Genomic DNA, 24,445 nt, shown 5'->3' on the forward strand with positions numbered 1-24,445 from the left:
TACACCTCTCTTCGGTCCACCCCGAGGAGAGTTGCCATGTCCCAGACCCGTACCGAAACAGACAGCTTTGGCCCCCTAGAGGTCCCAAGTGATAAATACTGGGGCGCGCAAACCCAACGCAGCCTGATCAACTTCCCAATCGGATGGGAAAAACAGCCGGTCGCCGTCGTGCGCGCGCTGGGCGTGATCAAGCAAGCCTGCGCCGAAGCCAACAAAGCCGCCGGTGTGCTGGCCGCCGAAAAGGCCGATGCCATCATCGAAGCCGCCAACGAAGTGGTGACCGGCAAATTGGACGATCATTTCCCGCTTGTGGTCTGGCAAACCGGTTCCGGCACCCAATCAAACATGAACGCCAACGAAGTTATCGCCAACCGCGCGATTGAGATCATGGGCGGCACCATCGGCTCGAAAGACCCGGTGCATCCGAATGATCATTGCAATATGGGCCAGTCGTCGAACGACACGTTCCCGACCGCCATGCACATATCAGCTGCCATGACCGCCCGCGACGTTACTTTGCCCGGGCTAAACAAGCTGCGCGCGGTGCTGGAAGCGAAAGTTAAGGAATTTGACGGTATCATCAAAATCGGTCGCACCCACACAATGGATGCAACGCCGCTGACACTGGCACAGGAATTTTCGGGTTACGCCCATCAAGTGGCAAAATCCATCGAACGCGTCGAAGCGGCGCTCGGTGACATATACGAATTGGCCCAAGGCGGCACCGCTGTTGGCACCGGTTTAAACACACGTCCTGGCTGGGGCGAAGAAGTTGCCGCCAATATGGCGCGCATCACGGACCTGCCATTCGTAACCGCCCCGAATAAATTCGAGGCTTTGGCCGCTCACGATGCCATGGTCGCCATGTCCGGCGCGCTGAAAGCAGCCGCAGCAGCCCTGTTCAAGATCGCGAACGACATCCGTCTTCTGGGTTCCGGCCCGCGCTGTGGTCTTTATGAGTTGTTATTGCCGGAAAACGAGCCCGGCTCATCCATCATGCCCGGCAAAGTAAACCCCACCCAATGCGAGGCGATGACCCAGGTCTGCGCCCATGTCATCGGCAACGACGCCGCCGTCGGGTTCGCCGGCAGCCAGGGCCACTTCGAACTCAACGTCTACAAGCCCATGATGGCCTATAACGTTTTGCAATCTATGCAACTTATCGGCGACGCCTGCGTCGCATTCACCGACAATTGCGTCAGCGGCATTCGCGCCAATGAAAGCCGGATAGACCAGCTAATGCGTGAATCCCTGATGCTGGTCACTGCGCTGGCCCCCACAATTGGCTACGACAACGCCACCACGGTCGCCAAGACCGCCCACAAGAACGGCACCACCCTGAAAGAAGAGGCGATCCGCCTCGGCTTCGTCGACGAGGCCACCTTCGATCAGGTCGTGCGCCCCGAACAGATGATCGGACCCAAATCATGAGCGGCACTCCTGCTAATCTGAACAAAGCACGTAAAGAACACACCCGCGCGGCTTCGCGTAAAAATGCCGATGCGAACGCCCTGAAATTCGGGCGTTCAAAAGCGCAGAAACAAGCCGACACCGCTGCCCTATTGAAGGCCCAAAAACAGGTAGACGACCATAAACGCGACCCGGAATGAGCCGTCCGGTCAAGCGATCCCTCACATTGCGCGGACACCGAACCTCGGTGTCTCTGGAAGATGAATTCTGGGACGCCTTTCGAAAAATTGCTTCCGAGAAAGAGCGTGCAATCAACGAATTAGCCGCCGAAATTGATGAATCGCGCGGCACCAAATACGGCCTCGCCTCCGCCATTCGCCTATACGTTTTGGCCCATTATCAAGACGCGCTTTAGGCAGAAAATACTTCTGCCTTCGCCGGTTTCGCAGCCGCTAACGGTTTGACCGCCAGCCGTATTCCATCCCGTGACCGTAAGGTCAGATGCGCCACCGGCACCGGTGTTTCCAATATGGAAAACTCAAACCGCGACATCAGCGCCGCCAGCAAAACCGCACCCTCCGCCATCGCAAATCCCGCCCCCGGACACACCCTCGGCCCACTGGAGAATGGCAAATAGGCTTCCCGCCCCGCTGTTTTCGCCTGGGTTCCATTCCAGCGCTCGGGGTTAAAAGCATCCGGCTCATCCCAATGACGCTCGTGCCGATGCAGATGCCATGGCGAAATCACCACTTGCGATCCACGCTTCACCGACCGGCCCCGAAACTCCTCCGCACCAGTTGCCTCACGCACGAACATCGGCACCGGCGGATACAGTCGCAACGTCTCGCGCAACACATTCCGCGTTACCGCCATCTTGCTTAACCCAGCGAAATCAGGCGCTTGCGCAAACGCAATTGCCTCACCGCGAACCTGCTCTCCCCAATCAGGCGCAGCCGCCAACAACCACATCGCCCAACCCAACAGCGCCGCACTCGTCTCGTGTCCAGCCAGAAAAAAGATAGCGACCTGATCGACCATTTCTTGCGCATCAAACCCCTCACCGGTCTCTGGATCCGGCGTCGTCATAATCTTCGTCGCCAGATCATCCGGCGCTGTCCCAGCCGCAATCTCTGCCTGCCGCCGCGCCACCATCTCGCCAATCAGCGCGCGTAACCGACGCGCCGCCGCGCGTGCACCCCGACGATGGATAACCGGCAGTCCCGGCACCAGAGCCGCGAGATTGGCCACCGGTTGCGCGCGTTGGAAAGTCCTGAATTCCTTATAGGTTTCCGCTGCAACGGCATCCTCAATCGGAATCGAGAACAGCGCGCGAAAGATCACATCTGCCTTCGCATGGCTGGCCAATTCCTCGACGTCACAGTCGCCCTCGCCCAACCGATCCGCCGCCGCCAAACCCGCTGCCCACATCGCTTCAAAGCTCTGCCTGACGCGCCCACCTTCAAACGCCGGGTCAATGATCCGACGCTGCCGCTCCCAAACCGCGCCATTGGTCACAAACACCGATTGCCCCAACAAGGGCCGAAGCCCTGCCGTCACCCGCTTGGACTTAGGGAAGTCCTTGGGTCGCTCTTGCAACACCAACCGGATCAGCTCCGGTTCATTGATCAGAAAAGACCGAAAGAACGGCGTCCGAAACTCAGCCATCCGCGCGCGATATAATTTCTCGGGTTGCGCCGACAAAATGTCCCGCCGAAACAACCGCCAATACCGCCACAAAGAGATCTTTTCGGGCCGCGCGGCAGGCTTTGGCGCAATCATGAGACAGTTGAGGTAAACCGCGACGCAACCACGTCGATCCGGCTGGCCGATGGCCGTCGCCCACGATACCGAGCGCCCAGGCTCAGCGGCCCAGCGGTTATGGCAAAGTAGTCATAGTCACGAGGCTTTTCAAACGCGCAGAGATATTGAAAATGAAGCCGGAAATAGCGGCGTTTCAACTTCTTTAATGTCTCTTTGGATAGTGTGTCTGAAAACGCTGCGGAGATAATCAACGGCCATTGTTGTTCGCGCCCTAGCGAAACCCCCGATACCGAAACCGGATCAGACAGCGCAAAACAGCACCCGTCACCTGGTGCTGAAACGTCCAGCCATGTGATTTCCTGCGATGTCGACAAAAGCCGTAAATCCCGCCGCAATCGCTTGGCGTTCGGCAAAAAGCTGACCATTGGAATGACCTGTCCAAGCGTAAGCAACGAAAGGGCCGGTCCTTTTTCGCCAACGCGTTTAAGCCTCACGATGTCAGCGACGATAGACGCAGCCATTTGAGCACCGGAGCTGTGACCAACGATCAGAACCTCATCAATGTCTTCACGCAAAGCTGCTTCTATGCGGTGACGAAACTCATGCAGACGTGCTTCAATTTCATCGGGGTATGCGCCATTTCGGGACGCTGTATAGGCATAGTCATGCATCAGATAGTAGGCAAACGTCTTATGATCCCAGCCCTTGAACCATCTAAGCGCATGGATGGTAAGCAGCGGAAACAAAAGCCAGAAAACAGCGGCGCTCACCAGCAATGCAGTCCATCCGCCGGAATCCAATGTCACGCCGAGAGTGCTCGCCAATGAACCTGCCGCACCAATGGTTGCCCAAGCCGCCACGCCCGCGACGATGGTCGCACCCAACAAGCTCAAGAGCATCTGCGTTATTAGCATGACTACGGGATAGAGGGCCGCAACTACCGGCCCTTTTCGAAGCCAGGTCAAACGGCGCAACGTGCCCGAGGATATGTAAGTCCATGCGGTCTTGACCAAAGCCGCATAAGTGCCAGCAATACCCGCGCGCATCGAGCCCTGTACAAGATCGCTCTAAACCAGGACGTCGATCTTCGCCATCGATTGACCGCCGTGCCCTCGATACCGGACGCGCCAGCCAGTATCTCCCGGCTCAGACTTTTGGTCGATTTCGTATCCTGAGATTTCAGCCTGTCGCTGACTCTCGCTCCGATACAGTTCGCGATATCGACGGGGCGGATAGGGATCATAGCCGGGAATGTAGAAAACCCGGCGTCGGCCCACCCGTGATTTCCCCATTGGCCTCATAGCCGAGACGTTATCGTAAGGAATGCCTTCCGAGAACCCCGATTCTGCCAGAAATGCGATCAATCAAGAGTCTTGGCAGATGTTGGAAACAATGGGTGCTGACTCAGCCAAATGTCTGCAATACCGGAAACTGTTCGTTCAACCACCAGCTAAAATCGGTGAAGCTACCGGTCAGCATCAGCAGTCCGACGGTCCACAACAACAGCCCCATGATCCGCTCAATCCGTTCCATATGACGTTTCATCCACGCCATCAGACCCTTCATGCGAGGGAAATAGGCCGCAACCAACAAGAATGGAATGCCAAGCCCAGCCGCATAAGCGGCCAGCAATGTCGTCCCACGAGCTACGTCCGCTTCTGAGGCTGCGATGGACAGAATGGCACCCAAGATCGGACCTATACAGGGAGTCCATCCAAATGCAAAGGCCAGACCCAGAATATAAGCCCCAAACGAAGACCCACCCCTATCACCTGCATCTACGCGCAACTCGCAATCCATGAACCCTATGCGGTAAATGCCCAGGAAATGCGCGCCAAAAATCATGATCACCGCCCCTGCGGCGATGACAAACCAATCCTGATTGGTCAGAAAGAACCGTCCGAATGCCGAGGCAGTAAAGCCCAGGATCATAAACACGGTAGACAAGCCCAGAACAAAGAATGCGGCGGAAACCATCGTTCGGCGACGCTGTGCACTCTCGCCTCCATCCATATCTGAAACGGTCACTCCGCTCATATAGGCGATGTATGGCGGCACAATGGGCAGCACGCAGGGACTTAGGAACGACAATACTCCGGCCGCCAACGCGACCATCATCGCGGGCAGCAGAGAGGCGTCAAAAATGTCGATACCGATCATAGGGCATCCCCCTTCAGTCCCGACTTAGGCATTCCAACGCAAAAGGTCACGACACGATGCCTCACAACTCGGTGGACATTCTGTAACATGAGGTCTAGCGGTTTGCGCATGGAATTTGATCAGGAACTTGATGCTACAGGACTCTTGTGTCCTTTGCCCGTCTTGAAAGCCGCGAAACGGCTGCGGGGCATGGCCGAAGGCTCTGTGCTGAAAATGATTGCCGATGACCCGGCTGCGGTCGTCGACGTTCCGCATTTTTGCAATGAACAAGGCCACACGCTGGTATCGTCAAGGACGGAAACCAGCGTGCAGACCTATTTCATTCGTCGCAACTCGCGCGCTTAGCCTTTACCGACTGACCACCAACCACGACGACGGGGCTTTGCAGGCTCCGCCGGTGCTTCAGCCACCTCAGCGACGACTGCGGGTTCAGGTGTTGGCTCTGGCGCAGCTTCAACCGCGGGGGCCTCGGCCACAACCGCGGCGCCGTTGGCCTCGACAGGTGCCGATTCAACAGGTGTCGCGTCTGCCATAGCTTCCTCAGCGGCCGGTTTTTTCTTGGCCCGGCTGCGGGTTCGTTTCTTTGGCTTCTCTTCTTCCTGCACTTCAGCGGTGTCTGCCTTCACCTCTTCGGACGGTGCCTCTTCGGCAGCAGCCTCAGGCGTAGCTTCGGCAGCCACTTCGGCATCCTTCGCAGGTTTTTTACGACGGGTACGAGTGCGTTTCTTCGGTTTAGCTTCTTCAGCTTCCGGCGCATCAGGCACCTCGGCTGCTTCCGCTGGCTCGGCATCGGCCTCTGCGGCTTGCTCAGTGGCGGCAACATCGGCAGTCTCGCCCTGCCCTTCGGCTGTCTGAGCCTGCGCTTCGCCATCGCGATTGCCGCCACGACGACGACGACGACGACGGCGCTTTTTCTTCGGACGCTCTTCGCCTTCATCTGCTTCAGGTGTTGCAGCTGCTTCCGCTACGGCCTCTTCGGCCAATTCTTCTTCAATCTCCGCCATCAGCGAGGCATCGACCGAAACAACCGGTGCACTGGTATCAATAACACGCGTCGCGGTCTTGAACTTTTCTACCGTGAAGTCTGGCGAAACCAGGAACGGATCGGCCTCAAGGCGCACGGCCATACCATAGCGCGCTTCGATCTGGGCTATATGTTCGCGTTTGTGGTTCATCAGGAAGTTGATGATCGAAACCGGCGCTTTGACAAGAACCTCGCGCGAACGACGGCGCACGCCCTCTTCTTCCAAATGACGCAAAATGGTCAGACCAAGACTGTCGTCCGAACGGATCAGGCCCGTGCCATGGCAGGACGGACAAGGTTGCGTCGTGGCCTCCAGCATGCCGGGGCGCAGTCGCTGGCGTGACATCTCCATCAAGCCGAATCCAGAGATGCGGCCCACCTGAATACGGGCACTATCTGTCTTCAAGCGATCCTTGAATCGCTTTTCGACCGCCGAGTTGTTCCGGCGTTCTTCCATGTCGATATAGTCGATCACAATCAACCCAGCGAGGTCGCGCAAACGCAACTGTCGGGCCACTTCTTCCGCAGCCTCAAGGTTGGTTTTCAGCGCCGTTTCCTCGATCGAGTTTTCCTTCGTCGCCTTGCCCGAGTTAACGTCAATCGCAACCAGTGCTTCGGTCACACCAATCACGATGTAACCACCAGACCTAAGCTGGACCGTCGGATTGAACATGCCCGCCAGATAGCTTTCCACCTGATAGCGCGCAAAAAGCGGCATTGGCTCGGCATAGAACTTCACGTTCTTGGCGTGGCTTGGCATGATCATCTTCATGAAGTCTTTGGCGGTGCGATATCCAAGCTCGCCCTCGACCAGCACTTCTTCAATCTCGCGGCTGTACAAGTCACGGATTGAGCGTTTGATCAGGTTGCCTTCTTCATAAATCTGCGCAGGTGCAATCGACTTCAAAGTCAATTCACGGATCTGTTCCCACATGCGCTGAAGGTATTCATAGTCTCGCTTAATCTCGGTCTTGGTGCGCTTTGCCCCAGCTGTCCGAATGATCAAACCCGCACCGCGCGGCACGTCGATTTCGGTCGCGATTTCTTTCAGTTTCTTGCGGTCAGATGCATTGGTGATTTTGCGGCTGATACCACCGCCACGGGCGGTATTCGGCATCAATACACAATAACGACCGGCTAGACTGAGGTAAGTCGTCAGGGCAGCACCTTTGTTACCACGCTCTTCCTTGACCACCTGAACCAAAAGGATCTGGCGAACTTTAACGACTTCTTGGATCTTATACCGGCGAGGACGTTGCTTGCGCCGTGGGCGGATTTCTTCGGTTGTGTCGTCGTCAGCCACCGACTCGATGGACGAGTCCTTATCGGACGCAGATTCTTTTTCTTCAAACGCGGGGTCTTCGTCATCGCTGTCATCAAGATCGACGACGTCCATACCCGGAATTGCCGCTAATTTCGCATCAGCACCATCAGCTGGCGCCTCAGTTGAAGCGTCTTCCGCAACAGGTTCTTCTGCCGTGGACTCCTCGGACGACTTGGCTTCGGCTGGCGTCTCTTCCGGTTTTTCAGCGTTTGCCCCTGCTTCCTCAGATTCAGACGACCCCGCTTCTTCGGCAACCGGCTCGACAACCGCATCGTCAGCAGCAGCAACTTCGGCCTCTGTTTGAGGCTTAACATCCTCGCCGCTTTCGGCGGCTTCGGTTTCTGCTGGTGTTTCTTCTGCCGGAACTTCGGCAGTTACCGTCTCATCCTTGGTCGCCTCTGCCGCTTTTGACTTGCCGCGTCCGCGTCCACGACGCTTCTTTGGTTTGTCTTCCTCGGCTGCTTCGGCTTCGGCATAGGCCATTTCTTCGGCCAGCAAAGCCTCGCGATCCGCGACGGGAATCTGGTAGTAATCAGGGTGGATTTCCGAGAAAGCCAGGAAACCGTGGCGATTGCCGCCGTAGTCTACAAACGCCGCCTGAAGCGACGGTTCGACCCGTGTTACCTTGGCAAGATATATATTTCCGGCAAGTTGCCGTTTGTTTTCGGACTCAAAATCAAATTCCTCGACCTTGTTTCCGTCAACCACCACGACCCGAGTCTCCTCGGCGTGGGTGGCATCGATAAGCATTTTCTTTGACATGTTAACTTTCCGCGCAACACAACAGGTCCTTCGCGGGTGGCGAAAAGACGATTTCGGTTGCGGCTGATTAAGTTGCGGCTGATTAAGGCGATGCGACGCAAATCATGCGTCTCGCGCCGATCCTTTCGGATCGGGGATAGTTGAAAACTTTCCAATACGCGCGTCATCGCGTTTCTTCTCCGACGCCTCGCGGTCGAGGCGCCCGTTCATGGCCCGGCGTCGCAATCTCGCGCGTCACGGGCAATTCCATCAATTGGCTTCATCAGCCATATGCCGGACCAGTTGGTCGTAAATCGCGACCTAAACTACTGGAACAGCGAAACTTTTAGAAGGTGTCGTTGGGTAAATCACCAAACAAAACCCTTCCGACACAACATAAGTGCGGAAGCAGTTAAATTACAATGATGAATTTCGTCTGAAATCAGCTCCAGCGGTAAATGAACACCGCTGAACCCTATTTACAACGCCCTTGGGGCAATGAGGAAAATGTTGGAAATTTACAAGTATTCCGATCTTTGAAGACCGTATTTCGCCATTTTCTCGTTCAATGTCCGCCGCGGAAGGCACAATTCTTCCATGACATTTACGATGGAGCCGCGGTGCCGGCGCATTGTGTTGTCGATCAACATGCGCTCGAAGGCTTCGACATATTCTTTTAACGGCTTGCCCTCAGTGGTGACACTCATGTCGATTTCATCGTTATCGGCCATCAGCAGCGAAGCAATGGTGCCGGTACCGCGACGGGCCTGAAGCACTGCGCGTTCAGCGATGTTTAGAAGCTGACGGACATTACCGGGCCATGGAGCTTGCAGTAATTGCGCCGCTTCCTGCGCCGTTATTTCGGGTGTATCGCAGCCGTATTCTTCCGAAAACTGATCCGAGAACTTTTGGAACAGCGCCAATATATCCTCGCCGCGTTGGCGCAACGGCGGCAATGTAATTTTCATCGCTGCCAATCGATAGAACAGATCGGGGCGCAGAGCGTCTTCGCAGGTCCGTCCGGCCTCTTGCAAGTTGCAGATCGCGACAATGCGCGTCTCGGCAGGAGTTCCCTGCTCGTTCATCCAGGTTAGCAATCTGGCTTGTAAACGTTCGGGGATCGCTTCGATGTCTTCCAGAACCAATGTCCCGCCGCGGGCTTGTTCCAAAAGTGGTAACCGGTCACCGTCTTCGATTGGCCCGAACAGGCGTTTCGCCAGCGTTTCCTCGTCGTGAGCGGCACAGGAGAACAGCACGAACTTTTTGCCGGCCTTCGCGCCAACGGCATGAAGTGCGTGGGCCACCAACGTTTTGCCCGTGCCTGTTTCGCCTTCGATCAATACGTGACCATCGGCCTGGCCCAAATCAAGTATGTCTTCGCGAAGCCGTTCCATAACCGGCGAGGCGCCAATCAATCGCTTGATAATGCCAGAGCCGTCCGACAGCTCGCGCCGTAACGCGCGATTGTCCAATGTCAGCCGCCGGGCATTTGTCGCCTTTTTGGCAAGTTCAGTCATGCGATCAGGGTTGAATGGCTTTTCAAGGAAATCAAACGCCCCAACGCGCATTGCCTCGACAGCCATTGGCACATCACCGTGGCCAGTGATCATGATGACTGGAAGGGCGCTGTCGACGCTCATCAGGCGCTTCAGGAACATCATCCCGTCCATACCTGGCATCTTGATGTCCGAGACCACTACACCGGGATAATCTGACCCCAGGTTTTTTAGCGCATCTTCGGCGCTGGGAAATGTTTCAGTGTCGAACCCAGATAGCGCCAGCCATTGGCTGATGGATTGCCGCATGTCTTGTTCGTCATCAACGATGGCGATTTTCATTGCCTGAGCCATGAAGAACCTCTTCTAGCGTTACTCTGCCGCCCGCCCTGCCGCTGATGCAGCCAATGGCAAGCTGATTTCAAAAACCGCACCGACCTTCTGCCCATTCGAAGCAGTCAGACGCCCACCGAGGTCGTTTACGATACCAGACGAAATGGCAAGCCCCAACCCGACACCGTCGCCGGGTGCCTTGGTTGTGTAAAACGGCTCGAACAGGTTCTCCAGATCGTCAATGCCAACACCGTTGTCGCGAACGGTAACAAGCACCTCGTCAGAGACCGAAAGGATCACCGTCACTTCGGGCTCGGGAATACCTTTGGTTGCGTCCAGTGCATTACGCAGCAGGTTGATCAGAACTTGCTCAAGGCGAATGCGATCAGCGGCGACAATCACAGGTTCGCGCGGCAGCGAAGCAGAGATTGCCATGGACCTTTGACGAAGCTGCGGCTCCATCATGGACAGCGCGCTGGAAACCGAATCCCTAACGTCTATTGCTTCAAATGCGTCTCCGCCCTTGCGCGCATAGGACTTTAGCTGGCGTGTGATCGCACCCATACGTTCGATCAAGTCATCAATTCGCTGGAACGATGTCAGGGCTTCATCGGGGCGACGTCTTTGCAACAACAGTTTCGCTCCGGCCAGATATGTTTTCATTGCCGCCAGGGGCTGATTCAATTCGTGGCTGACCGCCGCAGACATCTCACCCAGGATCGCCAGTTTCGAACTTTGCTGCAGCGTTTGTTCGGCCACTTCAAGGTGTCTCTCGGCCTGTTCACGCTGAGCGATTTCCCGCTGCAAAGCGATGTTCAACTGGCGAAGCTCTGCCGACTCGCGCTGAAAGAACACCAGTCGTGACGTGGCTTTGCGGCTGGCCAAATAAAATCCAACCGCCAATATGATGGCGAAACCCATGATCTCGAGCGCGATAAATGCGTTCACACGCTCGCGAACACCGGCATAGGTCGTGAAACTGGCCATGCGCCAGCCCTGAAATCCAATCCGGGTCTCCTGCCGCATAACCGCCTGTCCTCTAACGTAGGCGTCAATCGGCAGTGCCGACCAGTCGGTGGTTGCCCGGATTGCACGTTGAATAGCTGTAGGCGCCGAGCGAAGCTCTAGCGCTTCGTCTTCGGTCAGACCACGCCACCGGCTTTCGGTAGATAACAAGATGGTGCCTTCGCTATCCGTGACCATCACCGCGTCGGTGAAGCCTGCCCAGGCAGTTTCAAATTGCGCGAGATTAAGTTCGACAACGATGACGCCGATAATCTCGCCCTCTGACTCCATTTTGCGAGAGTATGAAAACAGCCGAACACCAGAGTCCGTCACGCTGGTGGTGAAAACCGTTGCTGAGCTTTCCAGGGCTTCAAGATAGTAAGGCGCTTCGCCGTGGTTTGAGTTGAATTGATCGGTATTGGTTGCCGCGACAACATTTCCACCATCCTCAAGCAATATGATGCTGGCCGCGCCAATCTCGTCTCGGTACGACACCAGACGTTCGGAAGACTGGGTGAAGTTTCTGGAGTTCAGGGCGTCGATCAATGTGGGATCGCGGGCCAGAAGTTGCGGCACAATCTGATTACGCTGCAACTCGCTGAAGATGTTTCCGGAATAAAGGGCAAGGCGGACTTCGGCACGCGAACGTGTGCTTTCGGTAAACCGCTCGGTCAGAAGTTGGTTTGTGATCCAAACGACGGAAACTGCCACCGAGATGACAAGGATCATCATCGCCCGCATTGGCCAACGCGAGCGTTCGAGATCTTCTTTTGTGTTTGAGCCTGTATCGCTCATATCGGGAATCTAGGGGCTTGGTGGCCGCGGCTCAAGCGTTGACGCTTGTTCTTGCAAGAGTTTGAAACATTCCGGCACCATCCGAGCCGCCCAAAACGGGATCAGCGGCGCGTTCGGGATGCGGCATCAGACCCAGAACTCTGCGGTTTTCTGACAGTATTCCGGCGATATTCTCGGCCGAACCATTCACATTCCCGGCGTAGCGAAATGCAACCCGATCTTCGCCGTTCAGGCGGGTCAAAGTTTCTTCGGTTGCGATGTAGTTTCCGTCGTGATGGGCAACCGGATAGGTGACGCGCTGGCCCTTGGTGTAAGACGCCGTGAAGTCACTGTCGGAGGTTTCCACATCGAGGTTTACCGGCTTGCAGATAAACTTCAAACCGGCATTGCGAATGAGCGCGCCGGGCAGAAGGCCTGTTTCAAGAAGCACCTGGAAACCGTTGCAAATTCCCAGAGCATAACCACCTGCTTCGACGTGGCTTTTGAGCGCGCCAATGATTGGGGACTGGGCCGCAATCGCGCCGCAACGGAGGTAATCGCCAAACGAGAAACCTCCCGGCACGCCGACAATATCGACACCCTTGGGCAGTTCGGTGTCCTTGTGCCAAACCATGTCGACATTGAAGCCAACCTGTTTGAAGGCAACGGCGAGGTCGCGGTCGCAGTTTGAACCTGGAAAGACGAGTACGGCAGCACGCATCAGAGGATCTCGACCTCGTAGCGTTCGATCACGGTGTTGGCCAACAAGGTTTCGCACATTCTGGCAACTTCGGCTTCAGCTTTGGAACTGTCTGATTCAGACAATTCAAGCTCTATGACCTTGCCCTGGCGAACACCTACGACGCTATCAAAGCCCAATGTCCCGAGAGCGTGGCGCACAGCCTCGCCCTGTGGGTCAAGAACGCCGGTTTTCAACATGATGTGGACACGCGCCTTCATGGGAGACCTTCAGTTTATGAGAGTTGGTTTGTTTGCATGGGTCACGTTGGATGGCAGAACGCCCAGCCGCTTGGCAACTTCGGTGTAAGCATCCGCCAGCGAACCAAGGTCGCGACGGAAGACGTCTTTGTCCAGCTTCTGACCGCTTTCGATATCCCACAGACGGCAGCTGTCTGGGCTGATTTCGTCCGCGATGATCAGACGCTGAAATTCGCCTTCCCAAACACGGCCTATCTCGATCTTGAAATCCACCAATTTGATGCCGACGGCCATCATGCAACCAGACATGAAATCGTTCACACGCAACGCAAGGGCGATCATGTCATCCAGATCTTGCTGGCTGGCCCAGCCGAACGCCAGAATGTGTTCTTCGGACACCAGGGGATCGCCGAGCGAATCGTCTTTGAGGCAAAATTCGACAATGGGTCGGGGCAATGCAGTGCCCTCTTCCAAGCCCAAACGCTCGCTCATTGTTCCGGCAGCGTAGTTTCGTACAATGACTTCAAGCGGAATGATCTCGACGGAACGGATCAACTGTTCGCGCATATTTAGGCGTTTCAGAAAATGTGTTGGCACACCAATCTGAGCTAAGCCCTTCATAAAGAACTCAGAAAGACGATTGTTCAACACGCCCTTGCCGTCGATCACTTCTTTTTTCTGGGCGTTGAATGCAGTGGCATCATCTTTGAAATACTGAACCAGAGTGCCGGGTTCGGGGCCTTCATAAAGGATCTTGGCTTTGCCTTCGTAGACCTTCTTGCGCCGCGCCATGTGTGAGTTCCCAAATTTCCGCGACAAAACCGGTCCGTCGCTTTGGCGCCGCTATAGGCCAACTGCGACGTTGCGGCAAGATGAGCCTCTTGTCGCAGGGGCCTGGGAGGGGCATATCTTGTTTAACGCAACCGCATATTAACCGGAGACCCTAGATGGCCACCTTTGACGACCGCGAAAACGCCTTTGAAAACAAGTTCGCCCGCGACGCTGAAATGCAGTTCAAGGCCGAAGCCCGCCGAAACAAGTTGCTTGGCCTTTGGGCTGCCGCACTTATGGGCAAAGATGGCGACGCCGCCGATGAATATGCCAAGGAAGTCATACGGTCAGATTTTGAAGAAGCCGGTGATGAGGACGTCTATCGGAAAGTCTCAGGCGATCTTGGTGACAAAGCCTCGGAAGCCGAAATTCGGTCCAAGATGGAAGAGCTTATGAAAGAGGCAAAAGCTCAATTGATGGACGAGGCTTAACCCCTCATAAATAATAGCTAATCAAAGCGCGCGACCTGAAATCGCGCGCTTTTTCTTTGCTCGATTGTCAATACTTAAAGCGCCATCCAGCCATGCCCGTGCTGCAATGCGGCATTGCATCTTTATCAGTTGTTCCAGGCAAAAAATCTGCCAGATGTTAGCGCAAGCGTAACCCTGTCTTTCAAAGGAGTAACTGGACATGACTTCGCTTTTTGAGAACATTCGTCAGTCTGCAAAACAGCGCGCCATGTACAATCTTACAGTCGCCGCATTGAACAAAACAACCCTGGAAACACGGTTGGATCTGGATATCTATCGCGGAGATATCCCTGAGATTGCTCACCACGCAGTTTACGGTCGTTAATCCGGACTGACATTTCGCAGATGAAATTTCGTCGGGCAGGTAGCACTTGCCCGACATTGTATTGCGCGGATCGCGTTCTGGATCTCTGTATCCCTTGAGACTATTGCTTGAATCGCTCTAACAGCGCCTGACGAACTGCCGGTGATACGAATTTCGATACATCACCGCCCAAGCGCGCAATCTCTTTGACCAGCTTTGATGCGATTGCCTGATGTTCGGCATCCGCCATCAGAAACACCGTTTCTATACTGTCATCCAGAACGCGGTTCATGCCAACCATCTGAAATTCATATTCAAAATCTGCCACAGCTCGCAGACCCCGAACGATGATGCCAGCACCGACATCGCTGGCGCAACTGACCAGTAGGTTTTCGAACGGATGGACAACTATTTGGATTCCAGTGTCTTCCGAAATGGATTTGCATTCGGCTTCGATCATGGCGACACGATCTTCAAGCGGGAACAATGGCCCCTTGTCGCGGTTGATGGCCACACCGATCACCAACCTGTCGACCAGACCTGTGGCACGACGGATGATGTCGAGGTGACCCAATGTCACCGGATCAAAAGTTCCGGGGTATAGACCGACCCGCATGGCCCCTCCGTGAGTAAGAAGGCATCGCCCTGAATGCCATGAATTCCAAATGAGATCAGGCGCTTAAGGATCAAAAGCCCTTGATCATACTTTCTAGCGCGTCTTTTTCCATTGAAAGCTCGCTAAGGCGTGCTTTTACGACGTCGCCGATTGAAATCAGACCAATCATTGTGTCGCCGTCCATGACCGGCATGTGGCGGAACCGACCAGCGGTCATCTTTTCCATCACCATATCGGCTGTTTCGTCGGCTGAGGTGCTGTTCAGATCCGACGTCATCATGTCGCCAACCGTGTCGCTGAGGCATCCTGTGCCACGGCGGCCAAGTTCGCGGACAATGTCGCGCTCTGACAAGATACCGGCTGCATCTGAGCCGCTTTCAGAGATCACGATCGCACCAATGCGTTTTTCCGACAGCATTGCCACGGCGTCGCTAACAGTGGTTGAAGGAGGAATGGTCACGACGTTGCCGCCGCCCTTCATGGCAAGTATTTGGCGAACAAGCATGATCCACTCCTTTTTACACGTGGCCTACGGGGTAGCGTCCCATCCGAGACACTGCCCTGTCAAGTCATACCCTCAAGGCGCGCCACTTCGTCCCGGATGCTTGAGATCAGAGCACTTGCGACGCGGTTAAGACGCTCTACTCGAGCGTCATCGGCATGGCGCAGCAGATAGAAACTGCGTGTGAACGATATGTCGTCTTCAAGGACCCTTTTCAGGTCGGGTGCAAAGGGCAAAACGAAGTCATGGGTCACACCAATGCCGCCATTTTGGCGCATACAACCCAATTGAACCGAGACCAGATTCGACGCCAAAGAAACGCGATCGACGCCAATCTCAGCGAGGAAATCAAGCTTGGAATAGAAAATCATATCCTGAATATATCCAATAAAAGTATGATTTTTCAAATCGTTGCGATTGATAATTGATTTTGAGCTCGCCAGATATTCCGTCGAGGCGGCGAGGTGCAGATGGTAGTCGGTAATTTTCTCGATCTTGACTCGTCCGGCCTGGGCCGGTGAAACGGTAATCGCCAGATCGGCCTCGCGTTTCGAGAGATTGATCACACGCGGAAGAGCAACGATTTGCAGTTCAAGGTCAGGATGTTGGCGCGATATTTGCGCGCAAACCTGTGGCAGCACGTAAGACGCGCAGCCGTCGGTTGCACCTATGCGCACCTGCCCCGAGAGGCTGCCGGACTGCCCTGCGAGATCGTCCAGACCAAGAGTCACCTATTGTTCGACTTGCTCGGCATGGGTCAAAAGCCGCGCGCCGCTTTCGGTCAAGGCATATCCAAGTGGTGACTTGGTAAAGAGTGGAACGCCCGCAACCTCTTCGAGGCGGGCGACGCGACGACCTACAGTTGCCGGGTCGCGTCGCAGGAACTTTCCGGCGGAAGACAGGCTTTCAGCGCGGGCCACTGCCAGGAAAATGCGCAGGTCGTCCCAATCGAATGTCATATGATACCCATGTATTTTTGCAAAACCTCTTTGGGAAACTGCCTCTTTTCCGAACAAAAATGCAAGGGTAGAGTGAGGGAGACATTAAGGAGGATTCCATGGAAGAGCTGAGTCACTTTATTAACGGACGCCGCGTTGCCGGCACATCCGGCCGTTTTGCCGACATATACAACCCTGCAACCGGCGAGGTTCAGGCGAAAGTTCCGCTAGCGTCGGTCGAGGAACTGAACGACGCCGTCGAAAAAGCAGCTGCGGCACAGCCCGCCTGGGCGGCGACAAACCCGCAGCGGCGCGCCCGGGTGATGATGGAATTCGTTCGGTTGTTGAACCGAGACATGGAGAAGCTGGCCGAAGCCTTGAGCCGTGAACATGGCAAGACCATTCCGGATGCAAAGGGCGACGTGCAGCGAGGCCTTGAGGTGATGGAGTACTGCATAGGTGCCCCACAGATGCTTAAGGGCGAGTTTACAGACAGTGCTGGTCCCGGCATCGACATGTATTCCATGCGCCAGGCAGTGGGTGTTGTGGCCGGCATTACGCCGTTTAACTTCCCGGCGATGATCCCGATGTGGAAGATGGGCCCTGCCCTGTCCTGCGGGAACGCCTTTATCCTGAAGCCTTCTGAAAGAGACCCATCGGTTTGCATTATGCTGGCCGAATTGATGACCGAAGCCGGTCTTCCAGACGGTGTGCTTCAGGTTGTGAACGGCGACAAAGAGGCCGTCGATGCCATCCTTGATAACCCGACGATCGAAGGGATCGGTTTTGTCGGCTCGACCCCGATTGCGGAGTACATTTATGGGCGCGGCTGCGCAAACGGCAAGCGGGTGCAATGTTTTGGCGGGGCCAAGAACCATATGATCGTCATGCCGGATGCGGATCTAGACCAGGCGGCGGATGCTTTGATCGGCTCAGGCTATGGAGCAGCTGGCGAGCGCTGCATGGCGGTTTCCGTAGCTGTGCCTGTGGGTGACGAGACAGCCGATCGGTTGATCGAAAAGCTGGTGCCTCGGATCGAAAAGCTGAAGGTTGGGCCCTATACGTCGGGCGACGATGTGGATTATGGGCCGGTGGTGACCGCTGCTGCAAAAGCCAATATTCTAAGGTTGATCGAGACGGGTATCGATCAGGGCGCCGAACTGGTGGTCGATGGTCGCGGCTTCAATCTGCAGGGATATGAAGACGGGTTCTTCGTTGGGCCGCATCTGTTTGACCGGGTGATCAAGGACATGGACATCTACAAGAAAGAGATCTTCGGGCCGGTGCTGTCGACAGTGCGAGCAGAGTCCTATGAAGAGGCTTTGGGGCTGGCCATGGATCATGAGTATGGCAACGGCACCGCGATCTTTACGCGGGATGGGGATACTGCACGTGACTTTGCCCATCGGATTAATATCGGGATGGTGGGTATAAATGTGCCGATCCCAGTTCCGCTGGCGTATCATACATTTGGCGGCTGGAAGAAGTCATCCTTTGGCGATCTGAACCAGCATGGACCGGACGCGTTTCGGTTTTACACCCGCACCAAGACGGTGACGTCGCGGTGGCCGTCGGGTCTAAAAGAAGGCGGGGAGTTCCACTTCAAGCAGATGGATTAAGACTTCGCGGCCAGATCCTGGCTGAAGACAGGCCCCGTGCGTTGTGGTTAAGAAACTCTGACCAGACCGCGCGGGGCTTTTTTGTTGGGTGCGGCGGAATTATGGTCACTAGTCTGATTTTAAAGAAGGAATACCATTTCACGGCCTGTCTGTATCGTGTCGGTATTACGTCGGTGCCGCCGCACGGCGGGGTCAGGTTTTGTGTAAGCGTTGCTTCAGCCTTTGAAGTTCCACGGTAGCAGCTGGTCAATGTCCTTTTGTTTATGGCCGTTGACGATGGCTGAGAGGACGCCGGTCAGGTAGTTGTGCGGCTCAACGCCATTCAATTTGCATGTCTCAATGAGCGACGCGAGCATGGCCCAGTTTTGGGCACCAGCGTCGTGACCGGCAAAGAGCGCGTTCTTTCTTTGCAGGGCGATGGGGCGGATTGTGCGCTCGACGGCGTTGCTATCCATCTCGATGCGGCCATCTTTCAAGAACAGGATCAGCCCGTCCCAGTATTTGGCAATGTATTTGAGCGCCTCTCCGGTCGGGGACTTTGCGGACACCTGTGATCTGGCCTGATCCAGCCAGGTTTTGAATGCCGTTATCTTGGGCGCGCTTTTGGTTTGGCGCAAAGCCAGACGCTCATTCGCAGACGTGCCACGCGCCTGCGCTTCGATCCGATAGAGAGCCGCGATTTGCTTGAGACCCTCCTCGGCGATGGGGGCGACATTGTTGTGGGTGAGCTCGTATAACTTGCGACGGGCGTGTGCCCAGCAATAGGCCAGCCCTATTGGTTGGTTGTCACGCAGATCAAGCACGCGGTTGTATCCGGCATAGCCGTCGACCTGCAGAATGCCAGTAAAGCCCTGCAATATATCTGATGCGTATTTGCCGGAACGTCCTGGCATATAGGTAAAGGCCACGCCGGGCGGTTCCGGCCCATTCCATGCACGGTCATCGCGAGCCAATGCCCAGAAATATCCCTTCTTGGTCTTGCCGCTTCCCGGATTGAGGACCGGCGCGGGCGTCTCATCCATAACAGCTTTGAACTTGTTTTGAGATGGTCCAGCAGCGCGTCATGAACAGGCTTCAATTCATGGGCGGCCTTGCCGACCCAGAATGCCAAGGTGGAACGATCAATATCGACGCCCTGACGCGCATAGATTTGGCTTTGGCGATACAATGGCAAGTGATCAGCATACTTCGAGACGATCACGCTGGCGATGGTTGCTTCGGTTGGCATACCGCCTTCGATCAGGCGCGCCTTTGCGGGTGCCTGGGTAATCCCGGCCTCACAAGACCGGCAAGCATACTTGGGACGGCGGGTTACAAGGACACGGAACTGGGCAGGTACGATGTCCAGCCGTTCACTGACATCTTCGCCGATGATGTGGCGTTCGTTTCCACAGCTACAGGTGACGTCCGGTGCAATGATCTCTTCGATGCGCGGCAAGTGCTTTGGCAGGACACCACGCCCTTTGACTGACTTTGCCGCGCCTGATGTCTTGGGTGGATCAATTGCTTCATCTTCCGCATGGACGACGGCCATGGCCGTTTCGATATCTTCCAACGCGAGGTGATATTGGTCAGGGTGGCCCTTCTCGGACTTCGCGCCATAGAGCGCGCGTTTGAAGTCGGCGAGCAGCTTCTCAAGGCGAATGATGCGATCTTCTTTACGCGTGTTGCGCTCTTCTGAGGCTATCAAAAGGGCCTGCAAAGTAGCAACATCAGTGGGAAGATCAGCAGCAGAAGTCATACCTGTGATCTATCAAAATCAGGGACGATCCACCCGTGCAAAGCGCCACCTGAGTCACTCTGCCGCAGCTGGTGGGCGAGTCTCTAATGCCGTCACACGACGCCAATCCAGGCCCGCAAACAAGGCTTCAAATTGCGCAACGTCCAGCCGTAAAACACCGTCTTTGATGGCGGGCCATTTGAACGTGTTCTGTTCAAGCCGTTTGTACGCCATCACCAAGCCCGTGCCGTCCCACCAGATCATCTTGAGCCGATCCGCGCGTTTGGCGCGGAATACATAGACCGCACCGTCAAAGGGCTTCTTCTTTAAGTGGCTCTGCACCAGTGCGGCCAACCCATCGTGGCCTTTCCGGAAGTCCACAGGTTTGGTCGCAACAAAGATTTGTACACCGTGCGACGGGTGGATCACAGCGCAGCCGCAATCTCGGCAATCCGCACGGCAGGGGTGTCGGCGGCTAAGCGGATCGTCACGCCGCCTTTAAGCACATCAACACTGGTCAAATTGATAGCTGGGGTTGGAACCACCTCAACGGGCTTAGCCTCTTCAATCTGAACCGGCGCAAAATCCATGCCATCTAAGTTGGGTAAAACAAGCTTGCCTGCCCGCGCCATACGCCGCCAATCTGAAACGCTACTGGGGATTAGGCCATATCGCTTGGCCACCCCATTCACAGTCGCGCCCTCGATCAGCGTTTCTGCGACTATCCGTGCCTTCAGCTCCAAAGGCCAACGGCGCTTGCCATCTGAACCCCGCGGTATTCTTGCGAGAAACTCGTTCACAACTTCCATGTAGAAACGCCCTTCAAATCTATGAAGGGACGGAATCGCATATCAACACGCCATGGGAAATGTGGGGTCTAAGCCGCGCTTACGGTTTTGTTAACCCATTACGCAAACGGATTTCCACGCGAAATCCGGAGCGCGGGCGGACGCCCGCGTGCCTTCGGCGAGGATATTTCTGGGCCAATAATGAGTTCGGTTTCGGTTAAGTGCTGGATTCGCAGTGATTTCTAGGCTTACTGCCGCAAGGCGACAGGAATATAGCCGGGTGACTATCGGTCCTGAAGATATTTTGCGGTGGCGCGCCTTAACAATTCGTGACCAAAGCGGATGATTGCAGCCGACGATACAGGACCGCGACCAAACCATCGGTTTGACGTCTGTAAATCGTCAGTATTGGCTTATGCCGACCGGCATTTGCGACGCAAAGCGGCCAGCCCGCCAATGCCTGCAAACAACAACCAACCAGCTGCCGAAAGCGGCACGACCGTAGGCGTGTAGTTTACGACGACTGTGCGGAGTTTCCAGCTTCCATTTTCACCGGCTTTGACACCAAACATGCTGTCGATCAGTGTTCCGTCAAAGTCGACCTGGGCTGTTCCATAGCCCGGCAGGCTTGCCAATACGCTTGCTATACCACTTGCGCCCAATGCGTCACCGATACCAATCTGGCCGTCAATTTCGAGCGTGTCCAGGATCACTTCATAGGAGCCGTTGGTCCCACCATACCCCGAGGCGCCACCTTCGACAAAGTCCCCGACCCATCCAAAAACAAGGCTGACGAGCGAAACTTCGACCTCGGTGCCGTCCATTGCAAAGGACATTTCAACGAAGTCATTTATGGTACCACCACCGGAACTTCCATCCACTGTATGGAGCGGATCACTGGTGTAACAAGGACCGTCATTACAAACACCAATGCCGTTGTAGAAGCGGCGGACGGAGTGGGCATCGGTATCTGTTCCGGTTGCGACCTCGTCAGCGACGTAAGTTGCGCCGGTAAAATAGCGAGCCTCAAAAGTACCGGTAAGATCACCCTCTACACCGGAGAGATCTTCCTGGACGACGGTCATGACGTTGCCGGTAATGTTGGCGTCGTCGCCACCAATCTGCAGATCAAACGCATAAGTTGCCGCCGTGGCAGAACTTGCTGCGGCGATCAAAACGGCAGACAGAGATATACTTCGTATAAACATGACGGCAGCCCCTACCATTACACCCCGCACAGCGCGGGAAACACGATCAGGCACACCCATGCCCTCACGGAGAACAGCATACACTTGATCCTGATGGGTAGCAAAATCTAGGGGGAAATATCGTGATATTGTGACGCAGCGTTTAACATTTCGTGATCGATGAAGGTATCGAGGCCAAAGGGGCAACAATTAACTTATCTGATGATGGTCGAAATATTGTGCGTTTGATGTTCAGTCATGAAAAAAGGCGGCCTCTTACGAGCCGCCTTTTCCAATTCAGATGTCGTTTGGCTTACGATGCCTTGCGGCGCCGTGTTGCAGCCAGACCACCGAGACCTGCAAGAAGCAGCCAACCAGCAGCCGGCAAAGGCACGTTGGTCGTAGGTGTTCCAGGGATGCCGAAAATCGACAAGTGGCTCAGAGTACTGCCGCTGAAGAGTTTGGCCAGATCATACGTGGCCATCTTCGTGCCGTTCTCGTAGAGGTAGATCGCTACGCCGCTGCTTTCTTTGAAAACGTAAGCGAGGTGCGAATAGTCCGAAGTATCACCAAAGATAAACTCGGCGAGGCTGCCATCGATCGTGTAACCGTCATCAGTTGTCAGCTTGTCGAGAAACTGCCAAGTGGTTTCGTCGAAAAGCCCGGTCGTGGTCACGCCGTTACGATCCTCGAACAAGTCAACGTTCATATCCATGTTAGGACTTGCTGTGTCCGGGTCTTCGCTGTCAGTTGTTCCGCCGACGAAGCCAAAACAGTCCAGAGAATTTGGTATGATGTCAGTCGTCAAGCAAAGCGGATCGTCTTCAACCCACGTATTAATGGTCACTACCATCGCCGAAGCTGTGCTGCCAACGAGTGCAAATGCACCTGCTGCTAAGAGTGTTTTCGTAAGGTTCATCATGGCCCCACCATTTAAATACTGCACCCATCCAAATCGGGCACTTTGTTAAGTCTTAATGATTTGTCGCACGGATGGGGTCCGGGGATCAACAAGAATACGGCGAGAATCCAAAGAAAATCTGTTCAAAACAAGGAGAAAGTGCCCCTATTGCGAGCAAATTTCCCGAAAATCGCGGCTTTGTTTCCTGTTGCGAAACGAACGGCTGTCGCAAAGAGAGCATTCCGGGAAATTAGCAGAATCGCGGCTTGGGTGATTCTCGCGGTGGTTGTTTCTGCAATTGAGCACCGTTCAGTGGTTGCGCAGGATTGTTGGCAATGCATTGGAATGGGGCCTTACAATAGAAGAAATGTTCGGCGCATTTTGGCTGGAATTTGAAAACATCGATGACTTGCAGGACATTTGGCGGCCTGTTTTAGTGGAAGCATCATTGGGCGGGAATTAAAGCATGGCAGCGAGCACACCAGCGTTTTCGATGGGGGTTGAGGAAGAGTATCTGCTAGTTGCGGCGGATACCGGGGAATTAGTGGCGGCACCCGAAGCCATGATGGAGGCCTGCGCCGAGAAACTGGCGGGACAGTTCAGCCCAGAATTTAAAGCCTGTCAGGTTGAGGTCGGCACCCATGTATGCAACACGATTTCAGAAGTGCGCGACGATCTGAAACGATTGCGGTCGACTGTAGCTTCGATTGCAGCGGAACATGGCCTGGCCCCGATTGCGGTATCCTGCCATCCGGTTGCCGACTGGAAAGAGGCTCATCACACTGACAAGGAACGCTACAACGAACTGGAACAGACGTTAGGTGGCGTCGCACGACGGATGCTGATTTCGGGGATGCATGTGCATATCGGGATTGGTGACAAGGACATGCGGGTCGATCTGATGAACCAGATGATCTATTTCCTGCCTCATCTTTTGGCCATGTCGACCTCGTCGCCCTATTGGCAGGGGCAGGACACAGGTCTGTCGTCCTATCGCTTGACGGTCTTTGACAATCTGCCGCGCACCGGTCTGCCCCCGCGTCTGGACAACTGGGGGCAATATGAGCGCACTGCCAGTATTTTGACGGACCTGAACATTATCGAAGATACAACGAAGATATGGTGGGACCTGCGCCCCTCGCACCGCTATCCGACGATTGAGAGCCGGATTTGTGATGTCTCGCCTCGTATGGAGGATGCGCTGACGCTGGCGGCCGTGACGCAATGTCTGGTGCGCATGTTATGGCGATTGTCGCGCAACAACCAACGCTGGCGCATCTATGACCGGTTTCTGGTGGGCGAGAACCGTTGGCGGGCGCAACGGTTTGGCATCGCCGAAGGGATGATCGACTTTGGACGCAGTGAGATTGTGCCAATGGCCGAACTGGTTGATGAACTGTTGGAGTTGATTGGCGAAGACGCAGAGGCTCTGGACTGTGTTGAAGAGGCGCGCGGCGTGCTGCGGATCATCGAGACCGGGACAAGCGCCGACCGTCAGCGGGCGGTTTATGAAGTGGCCATGGCAAACGGAAATGATCATGGAGCGGCCATGAATGCTGTCACCAAGTCACTGATGGAAGAATTTCACGCTGATCTTTAGCG

The 24,445-nt window shown here is 55.3% G+C and carries 20 protein-coding genes and 4 pseudogenes; 7 read left to right on the top strand and 17 right to left on the bottom strand.

Annotated features, from left to right (window positions below; all coding sequences use genetic code 11):
- Positions 1–36: 36 nt before the first annotated feature.
- The 3 genes from fumC to GKR98_05685 are packed head-to-tail and all read left to right on the top strand — an operon-like array spanning position 37 to position 1,825.
- The gene (fumC, locus tag GKR98_05675; protein ID QMU57733.1) at positions 37–1,431 is read left to right on the top strand and encodes a class II fumarate hydratase; all 1,395 of its coding nucleotides are present in this window, start codon (positions 37–39) and stop codon (positions 1,429–1,431) included.
- Positions 1,428–1,610 (top strand): DUF4169 family protein, encoded by a 183-nt coding sequence (locus tag GKR98_05680; GenBank protein QMU57734.1) that lies wholly within the window; start codon positions 1,428–1,430, stop codon positions 1,608–1,610. Before fumC ends, GKR98_05680 begins: the two co-directional genes overlap by 4 nt.
- Positions 1,607–1,825, top strand: a complete 219-nt coding sequence (locus GKR98_05685) for an aryl-sulfate sulfotransferase (GenBank protein ID QMU57735.1) — start codon at positions 1,607–1,609, stop codon at positions 1,823–1,825. Before GKR98_05680 ends, GKR98_05685 begins: the two co-directional genes overlap by 4 nt.
- Here GKR98_05685 and GKR98_05690 read toward each other — a convergent pair.
- From GKR98_05690 to GKR98_05700, 3 genes and pseudogenes are all read right to left on the bottom strand, one after another.
- Positions 1,822–3,189, bottom strand: coding sequence for a cytochrome P450 (locus GKR98_05690; protein ID QMU57736.1), 1,368 nt, complete (start codon positions 3,187–3,189; stop codon positions 1,822–1,824). The genes GKR98_05685 and GKR98_05690 overlap by 4 nt on opposite strands.
- Positions 3,186–4,463: pseudogene (locus GKR98_05695) on the bottom strand (hypothetical protein). The gene GKR98_05690 and the pseudogene GKR98_05695 overlap by 4 nt, the downstream one beginning before the upstream one ends.
- 112 nt (positions 4,464–4,575) lie before the next feature.
- Complete coding sequence (locus tag GKR98_05700; protein ID QMU57737.1) at positions 4,576–5,331, bottom strand: cytochrome c biogenesis protein CcdA; 756 nt, start codon at positions 5,329–5,331, stop codon at positions 4,576–4,578.
- A gap of 108 nt (positions 5,332–5,439) precedes the next feature.
- Here GKR98_05700 and GKR98_05705 point away from each other — a divergent pair, with 108 nt between their 5' ends.
- Positions 5,440–5,676: a preprotein translocase subunit TatB gene (locus GKR98_05705; GenBank protein QMU59982.1), complete on the top strand. Its 237-nt coding sequence runs from the start codon at positions 5,440–5,442 to the stop codon at positions 5,674–5,676.
- On the opposite strand, the gene GKR98_05710 is transcribed toward GKR98_05705, so the two are convergent.
- The 6 genes from GKR98_05710 to GKR98_05735 form a co-directional block, all read right to left on the bottom strand.
- Positions 5,673–8,441 carry an Rne/Rng family ribonuclease gene (locus GKR98_05710; protein ID QMU57738.1) on the bottom strand — a complete coding sequence of 923 codons (2,769 nt, stop codon included), beginning with the start codon at positions 8,439–8,441 and terminating at the stop codon, positions 5,673–5,675. The genes GKR98_05705 and GKR98_05710 overlap by 4 nt on opposite strands.
- 497 nt (positions 8,442–8,938) lie before the next feature.
- Positions 8,939–10,270 (bottom strand): response regulator, encoded by a 1,332-nt coding sequence (locus tag GKR98_05715; protein ID QMU57739.1) that lies wholly within the window; start codon positions 10,268–10,270, stop codon positions 8,939–8,941.
- An 18-nt stretch (positions 10,271–10,288) separates the two neighbouring features.
- Positions 10,289–12,049: a sensor histidine kinase gene (locus GKR98_05720; protein ID QMU57740.1), complete on the bottom strand. Its 1,761-nt coding sequence runs from the start codon at positions 12,047–12,049 to the stop codon at positions 10,289–10,291.
- Between the two features lie 31 nt (positions 12,050–12,080).
- Positions 12,081–12,749, bottom strand: a complete 669-nt coding sequence (gene purQ / locus GKR98_05725) for a phosphoribosylformylglycinamidine synthase subunit PurQ (GenBank protein QMU57741.1) — start codon at positions 12,747–12,749, stop codon at positions 12,081–12,083.
- A complete protein-coding gene (gene purS, locus GKR98_05730; protein QMU57742.1) occupies positions 12,749–12,988 on the bottom strand; it encodes a phosphoribosylformylglycinamidine synthase subunit PurS in 240 nt (79 codons plus the stop codon). The genes purQ and purS overlap by 1 nt, the downstream gene beginning before the upstream one ends.
- Positions 12,989–12,997: 9 nt before the next feature.
- Positions 12,998–13,759: a phosphoribosylaminoimidazolesuccinocarboxamide synthase gene (locus GKR98_05735; GenBank protein QMU57743.1), complete on the bottom strand. Its 762-nt coding sequence runs from the start codon at positions 13,757–13,759 to the stop codon at positions 12,998–13,000.
- A gap of 155 nt (positions 13,760–13,914) precedes the next feature.
- Here GKR98_05735 and GKR98_05740 point away from each other — a divergent pair, with 155 nt between their 5' ends.
- Positions 13,915–14,229 (top strand): DUF1476 family protein, encoded by a 315-nt coding sequence (locus GKR98_05740; protein ID QMU57744.1) that lies wholly within the window; start codon positions 13,915–13,917, stop codon positions 14,227–14,229.
- 464 nt (positions 14,230–14,693) lie between these two features.
- Here GKR98_05740 and coaD read toward each other — a convergent pair whose 3' ends face one another.
- From coaD to GKR98_05755, 3 genes and pseudogenes are all read right to left on the bottom strand, one after another.
- Positions 14,694–15,188, bottom strand: a complete 495-nt coding sequence (gene coaD, locus GKR98_05745; GenBank protein QMU57745.1) for a pantetheine-phosphate adenylyltransferase — start codon at positions 15,186–15,188, stop codon at positions 14,694–14,696.
- Positions 15,189–15,258: 70 nt separating this feature from the next.
- Positions 15,259–15,693, bottom strand: a complete 435-nt coding sequence (locus tag GKR98_05750) for a CBS domain-containing protein (GenBank protein ID QMU57746.1) — start codon at positions 15,691–15,693, stop codon at positions 15,259–15,261.
- A 59-nt stretch (positions 15,694–15,752) separates the two neighbouring features.
- Positions 15,753–16,649, bottom strand: a pseudogene (locus GKR98_05755) (LysR family transcriptional regulator).
- Between the two features lie 98 nt (positions 16,650–16,747).
- Between GKR98_05755 and mmsA the strand changes: the two are divergent.
- A complete protein-coding gene (mmsA, locus tag GKR98_05760; protein ID QMU57747.1) occupies positions 16,748–18,247 on the top strand; it encodes a CoA-acylating methylmalonate-semialdehyde dehydrogenase in 1,500 nt (499 codons plus the stop codon).
- A 215-nt stretch (positions 18,248–18,462) separates the two neighbouring features.
- On the opposite strand, the pseudogene GKR98_05765 reads toward mmsA, so the two are convergent.
- The 5 genes and pseudogenes from GKR98_05765 to GKR98_05785 all read right to left on the bottom strand — a co-directional run bounded on the left by GKR98_05765 (position 18,463) and on the right by GKR98_05785 (position 22,336).
- Positions 18,463–19,988: pseudogene (locus GKR98_05765) on the bottom strand (IS66 family transposase).
- Between the two features lie 54 nt (positions 19,989–20,042).
- Positions 20,043–20,396 carry an IS66 family insertion sequence element accessory protein TnpB gene (tnpB, locus tag GKR98_05770; GenBank protein QMU57748.1) on the bottom strand — a complete coding sequence of 118 codons (354 nt, stop codon included), beginning with the start codon at positions 20,394–20,396 and terminating at the stop codon, positions 20,043–20,045.
- A complete protein-coding gene (locus tag GKR98_05775; protein QMU57749.1) occupies positions 20,393–20,776 on the bottom strand; it encodes a transposase in 384 nt (127 codons plus the stop codon). Before GKR98_05775 ends, tnpB begins: the two co-directional genes overlap by 4 nt.
- 392 nt (positions 20,777–21,168) lie before the next feature.
- Positions 21,169–22,047 carry a VPLPA-CTERM sorting domain-containing protein gene (locus GKR98_05780; GenBank protein QMU57750.1) on the bottom strand — a complete coding sequence of 293 codons (879 nt, stop codon included), beginning with the start codon at positions 22,045–22,047 and terminating at the stop codon, positions 21,169–21,171.
- Positions 22,048–22,255: 208 nt separating this feature from the next.
- Positions 22,256–22,336: pseudogene (locus GKR98_05785) on the bottom strand (VPLPA-CTERM sorting domain-containing protein).
- Positions 22,337–23,309: 973 nt separating this feature from the next.
- Here GKR98_05785 and GKR98_05790 point away from each other — a divergent pair.
- Positions 23,310–24,443 carry a carboxylate-amine ligase gene (locus tag GKR98_05790; protein ID QMU57751.1) on the top strand — a complete coding sequence of 378 codons (1,134 nt, stop codon included), beginning with the start codon at positions 23,310–23,312 and terminating at the stop codon, positions 24,441–24,443.
- The last annotated feature ends 2 nt before the right edge of the window (positions 24,444–24,445 follow it).

This window comes from Boseongicola sp., assembly GCA_014075275.1.
Taxonomy (GTDB): domain Bacteria; phylum Pseudomonadota; class Alphaproteobacteria; order Rhodobacterales; family Rhodobacteraceae.

Coding starts and splice junctions, on each gene's coding strand:
- fumC (QMU57733.1), top strand. CDS start 37: ATGTCCCAGACCCGTACCGAAACAGACAGCTTTGGCCCCCTAGAGGTC.
- GKR98_05680 (QMU57734.1), top strand. CDS start 1,428: ATGAGCGGCACTCCTGCTAATCTGAACAAAGCACGTAAAGAACACACC.
- GKR98_05685 (QMU57735.1), top strand. CDS start 1,607: ATGAGCCGTCCGGTCAAGCGATCCCTCACATTGCGCGGACACCGAACC.
- GKR98_05690 (QMU57736.1), bottom strand. CDS start 3,189: ATGATTGCGCCAAAGCCTGCCGCGCGGCCCGAAAAGATCTCTTTGTGG.
- GKR98_05700 (QMU57737.1), bottom strand. CDS start 5,331: ATGATCGGTATCGACATTTTTGACGCCTCTCTGCTGCCCGCGATGATG.
- GKR98_05705 (QMU59982.1), top strand. CDS start 5,440: ATGGAATTTGATCAGGAACTTGATGCTACAGGACTCTTGTGTCCTTTG.
- GKR98_05710 (QMU57738.1), bottom strand. CDS start 8,441: ATGTCAAAGAAAATGCTTATCGATGCCACCCACGCCGAGGAGACTCGG.
- GKR98_05715 (QMU57739.1), bottom strand. CDS start 10,270: ATGGCTCAGGCAATGAAAATCGCCATCGTTGATGACGAACAAGACATG.
- GKR98_05720 (QMU57740.1), bottom strand. CDS start 12,049: ATGAGCGATACAGGCTCAAACACAAAAGAAGATCTCGAACGCTCGCGT.
- purQ (QMU57741.1), bottom strand. CDS start 12,749: ATGCGTGCTGCCGTACTCGTCTTTCCAGGTTCAAACTGCGACCGCGAC.
- purS (QMU57742.1), bottom strand. CDS start 12,988: ATGAAGGCGCGTGTCCACATCATGTTGAAAACCGGCGTTCTTGACCCA.
- GKR98_05735 (QMU57743.1), bottom strand. CDS start 13,759: ATGGCGCGGCGCAAGAAGGTCTACGAAGGCAAAGCCAAGATCCTTTAT.
- GKR98_05740 (QMU57744.1), top strand. CDS start 13,915: ATGGCCACCTTTGACGACCGCGAAAACGCCTTTGAAAACAAGTTCGCC.
- coaD (QMU57745.1), bottom strand. CDS start 15,188: ATGCGGGTCGGTCTATACCCCGGAACTTTTGATCCGGTGACATTGGGT.
- GKR98_05750 (QMU57746.1), bottom strand. CDS start 15,693: ATGCTTGTTCGCCAAATACTTGCCATGAAGGGCGGCGGCAACGTCGTG.
- mmsA (QMU57747.1), top strand. CDS start 16,748: ATGGAAGAGCTGAGTCACTTTATTAACGGACGCCGCGTTGCCGGCACA.
- GKR98_05775 (QMU57749.1), bottom strand. CDS start 20,776: ATGGAAGTTGTGAACGAGTTTCTCGCAAGAATACCGCGGGGTTCAGAT.
- GKR98_05790 (QMU57751.1), top strand. CDS start 23,310: ATGGCAGCGAGCACACCAGCGTTTTCGATGGGGGTTGAGGAAGAGTAT.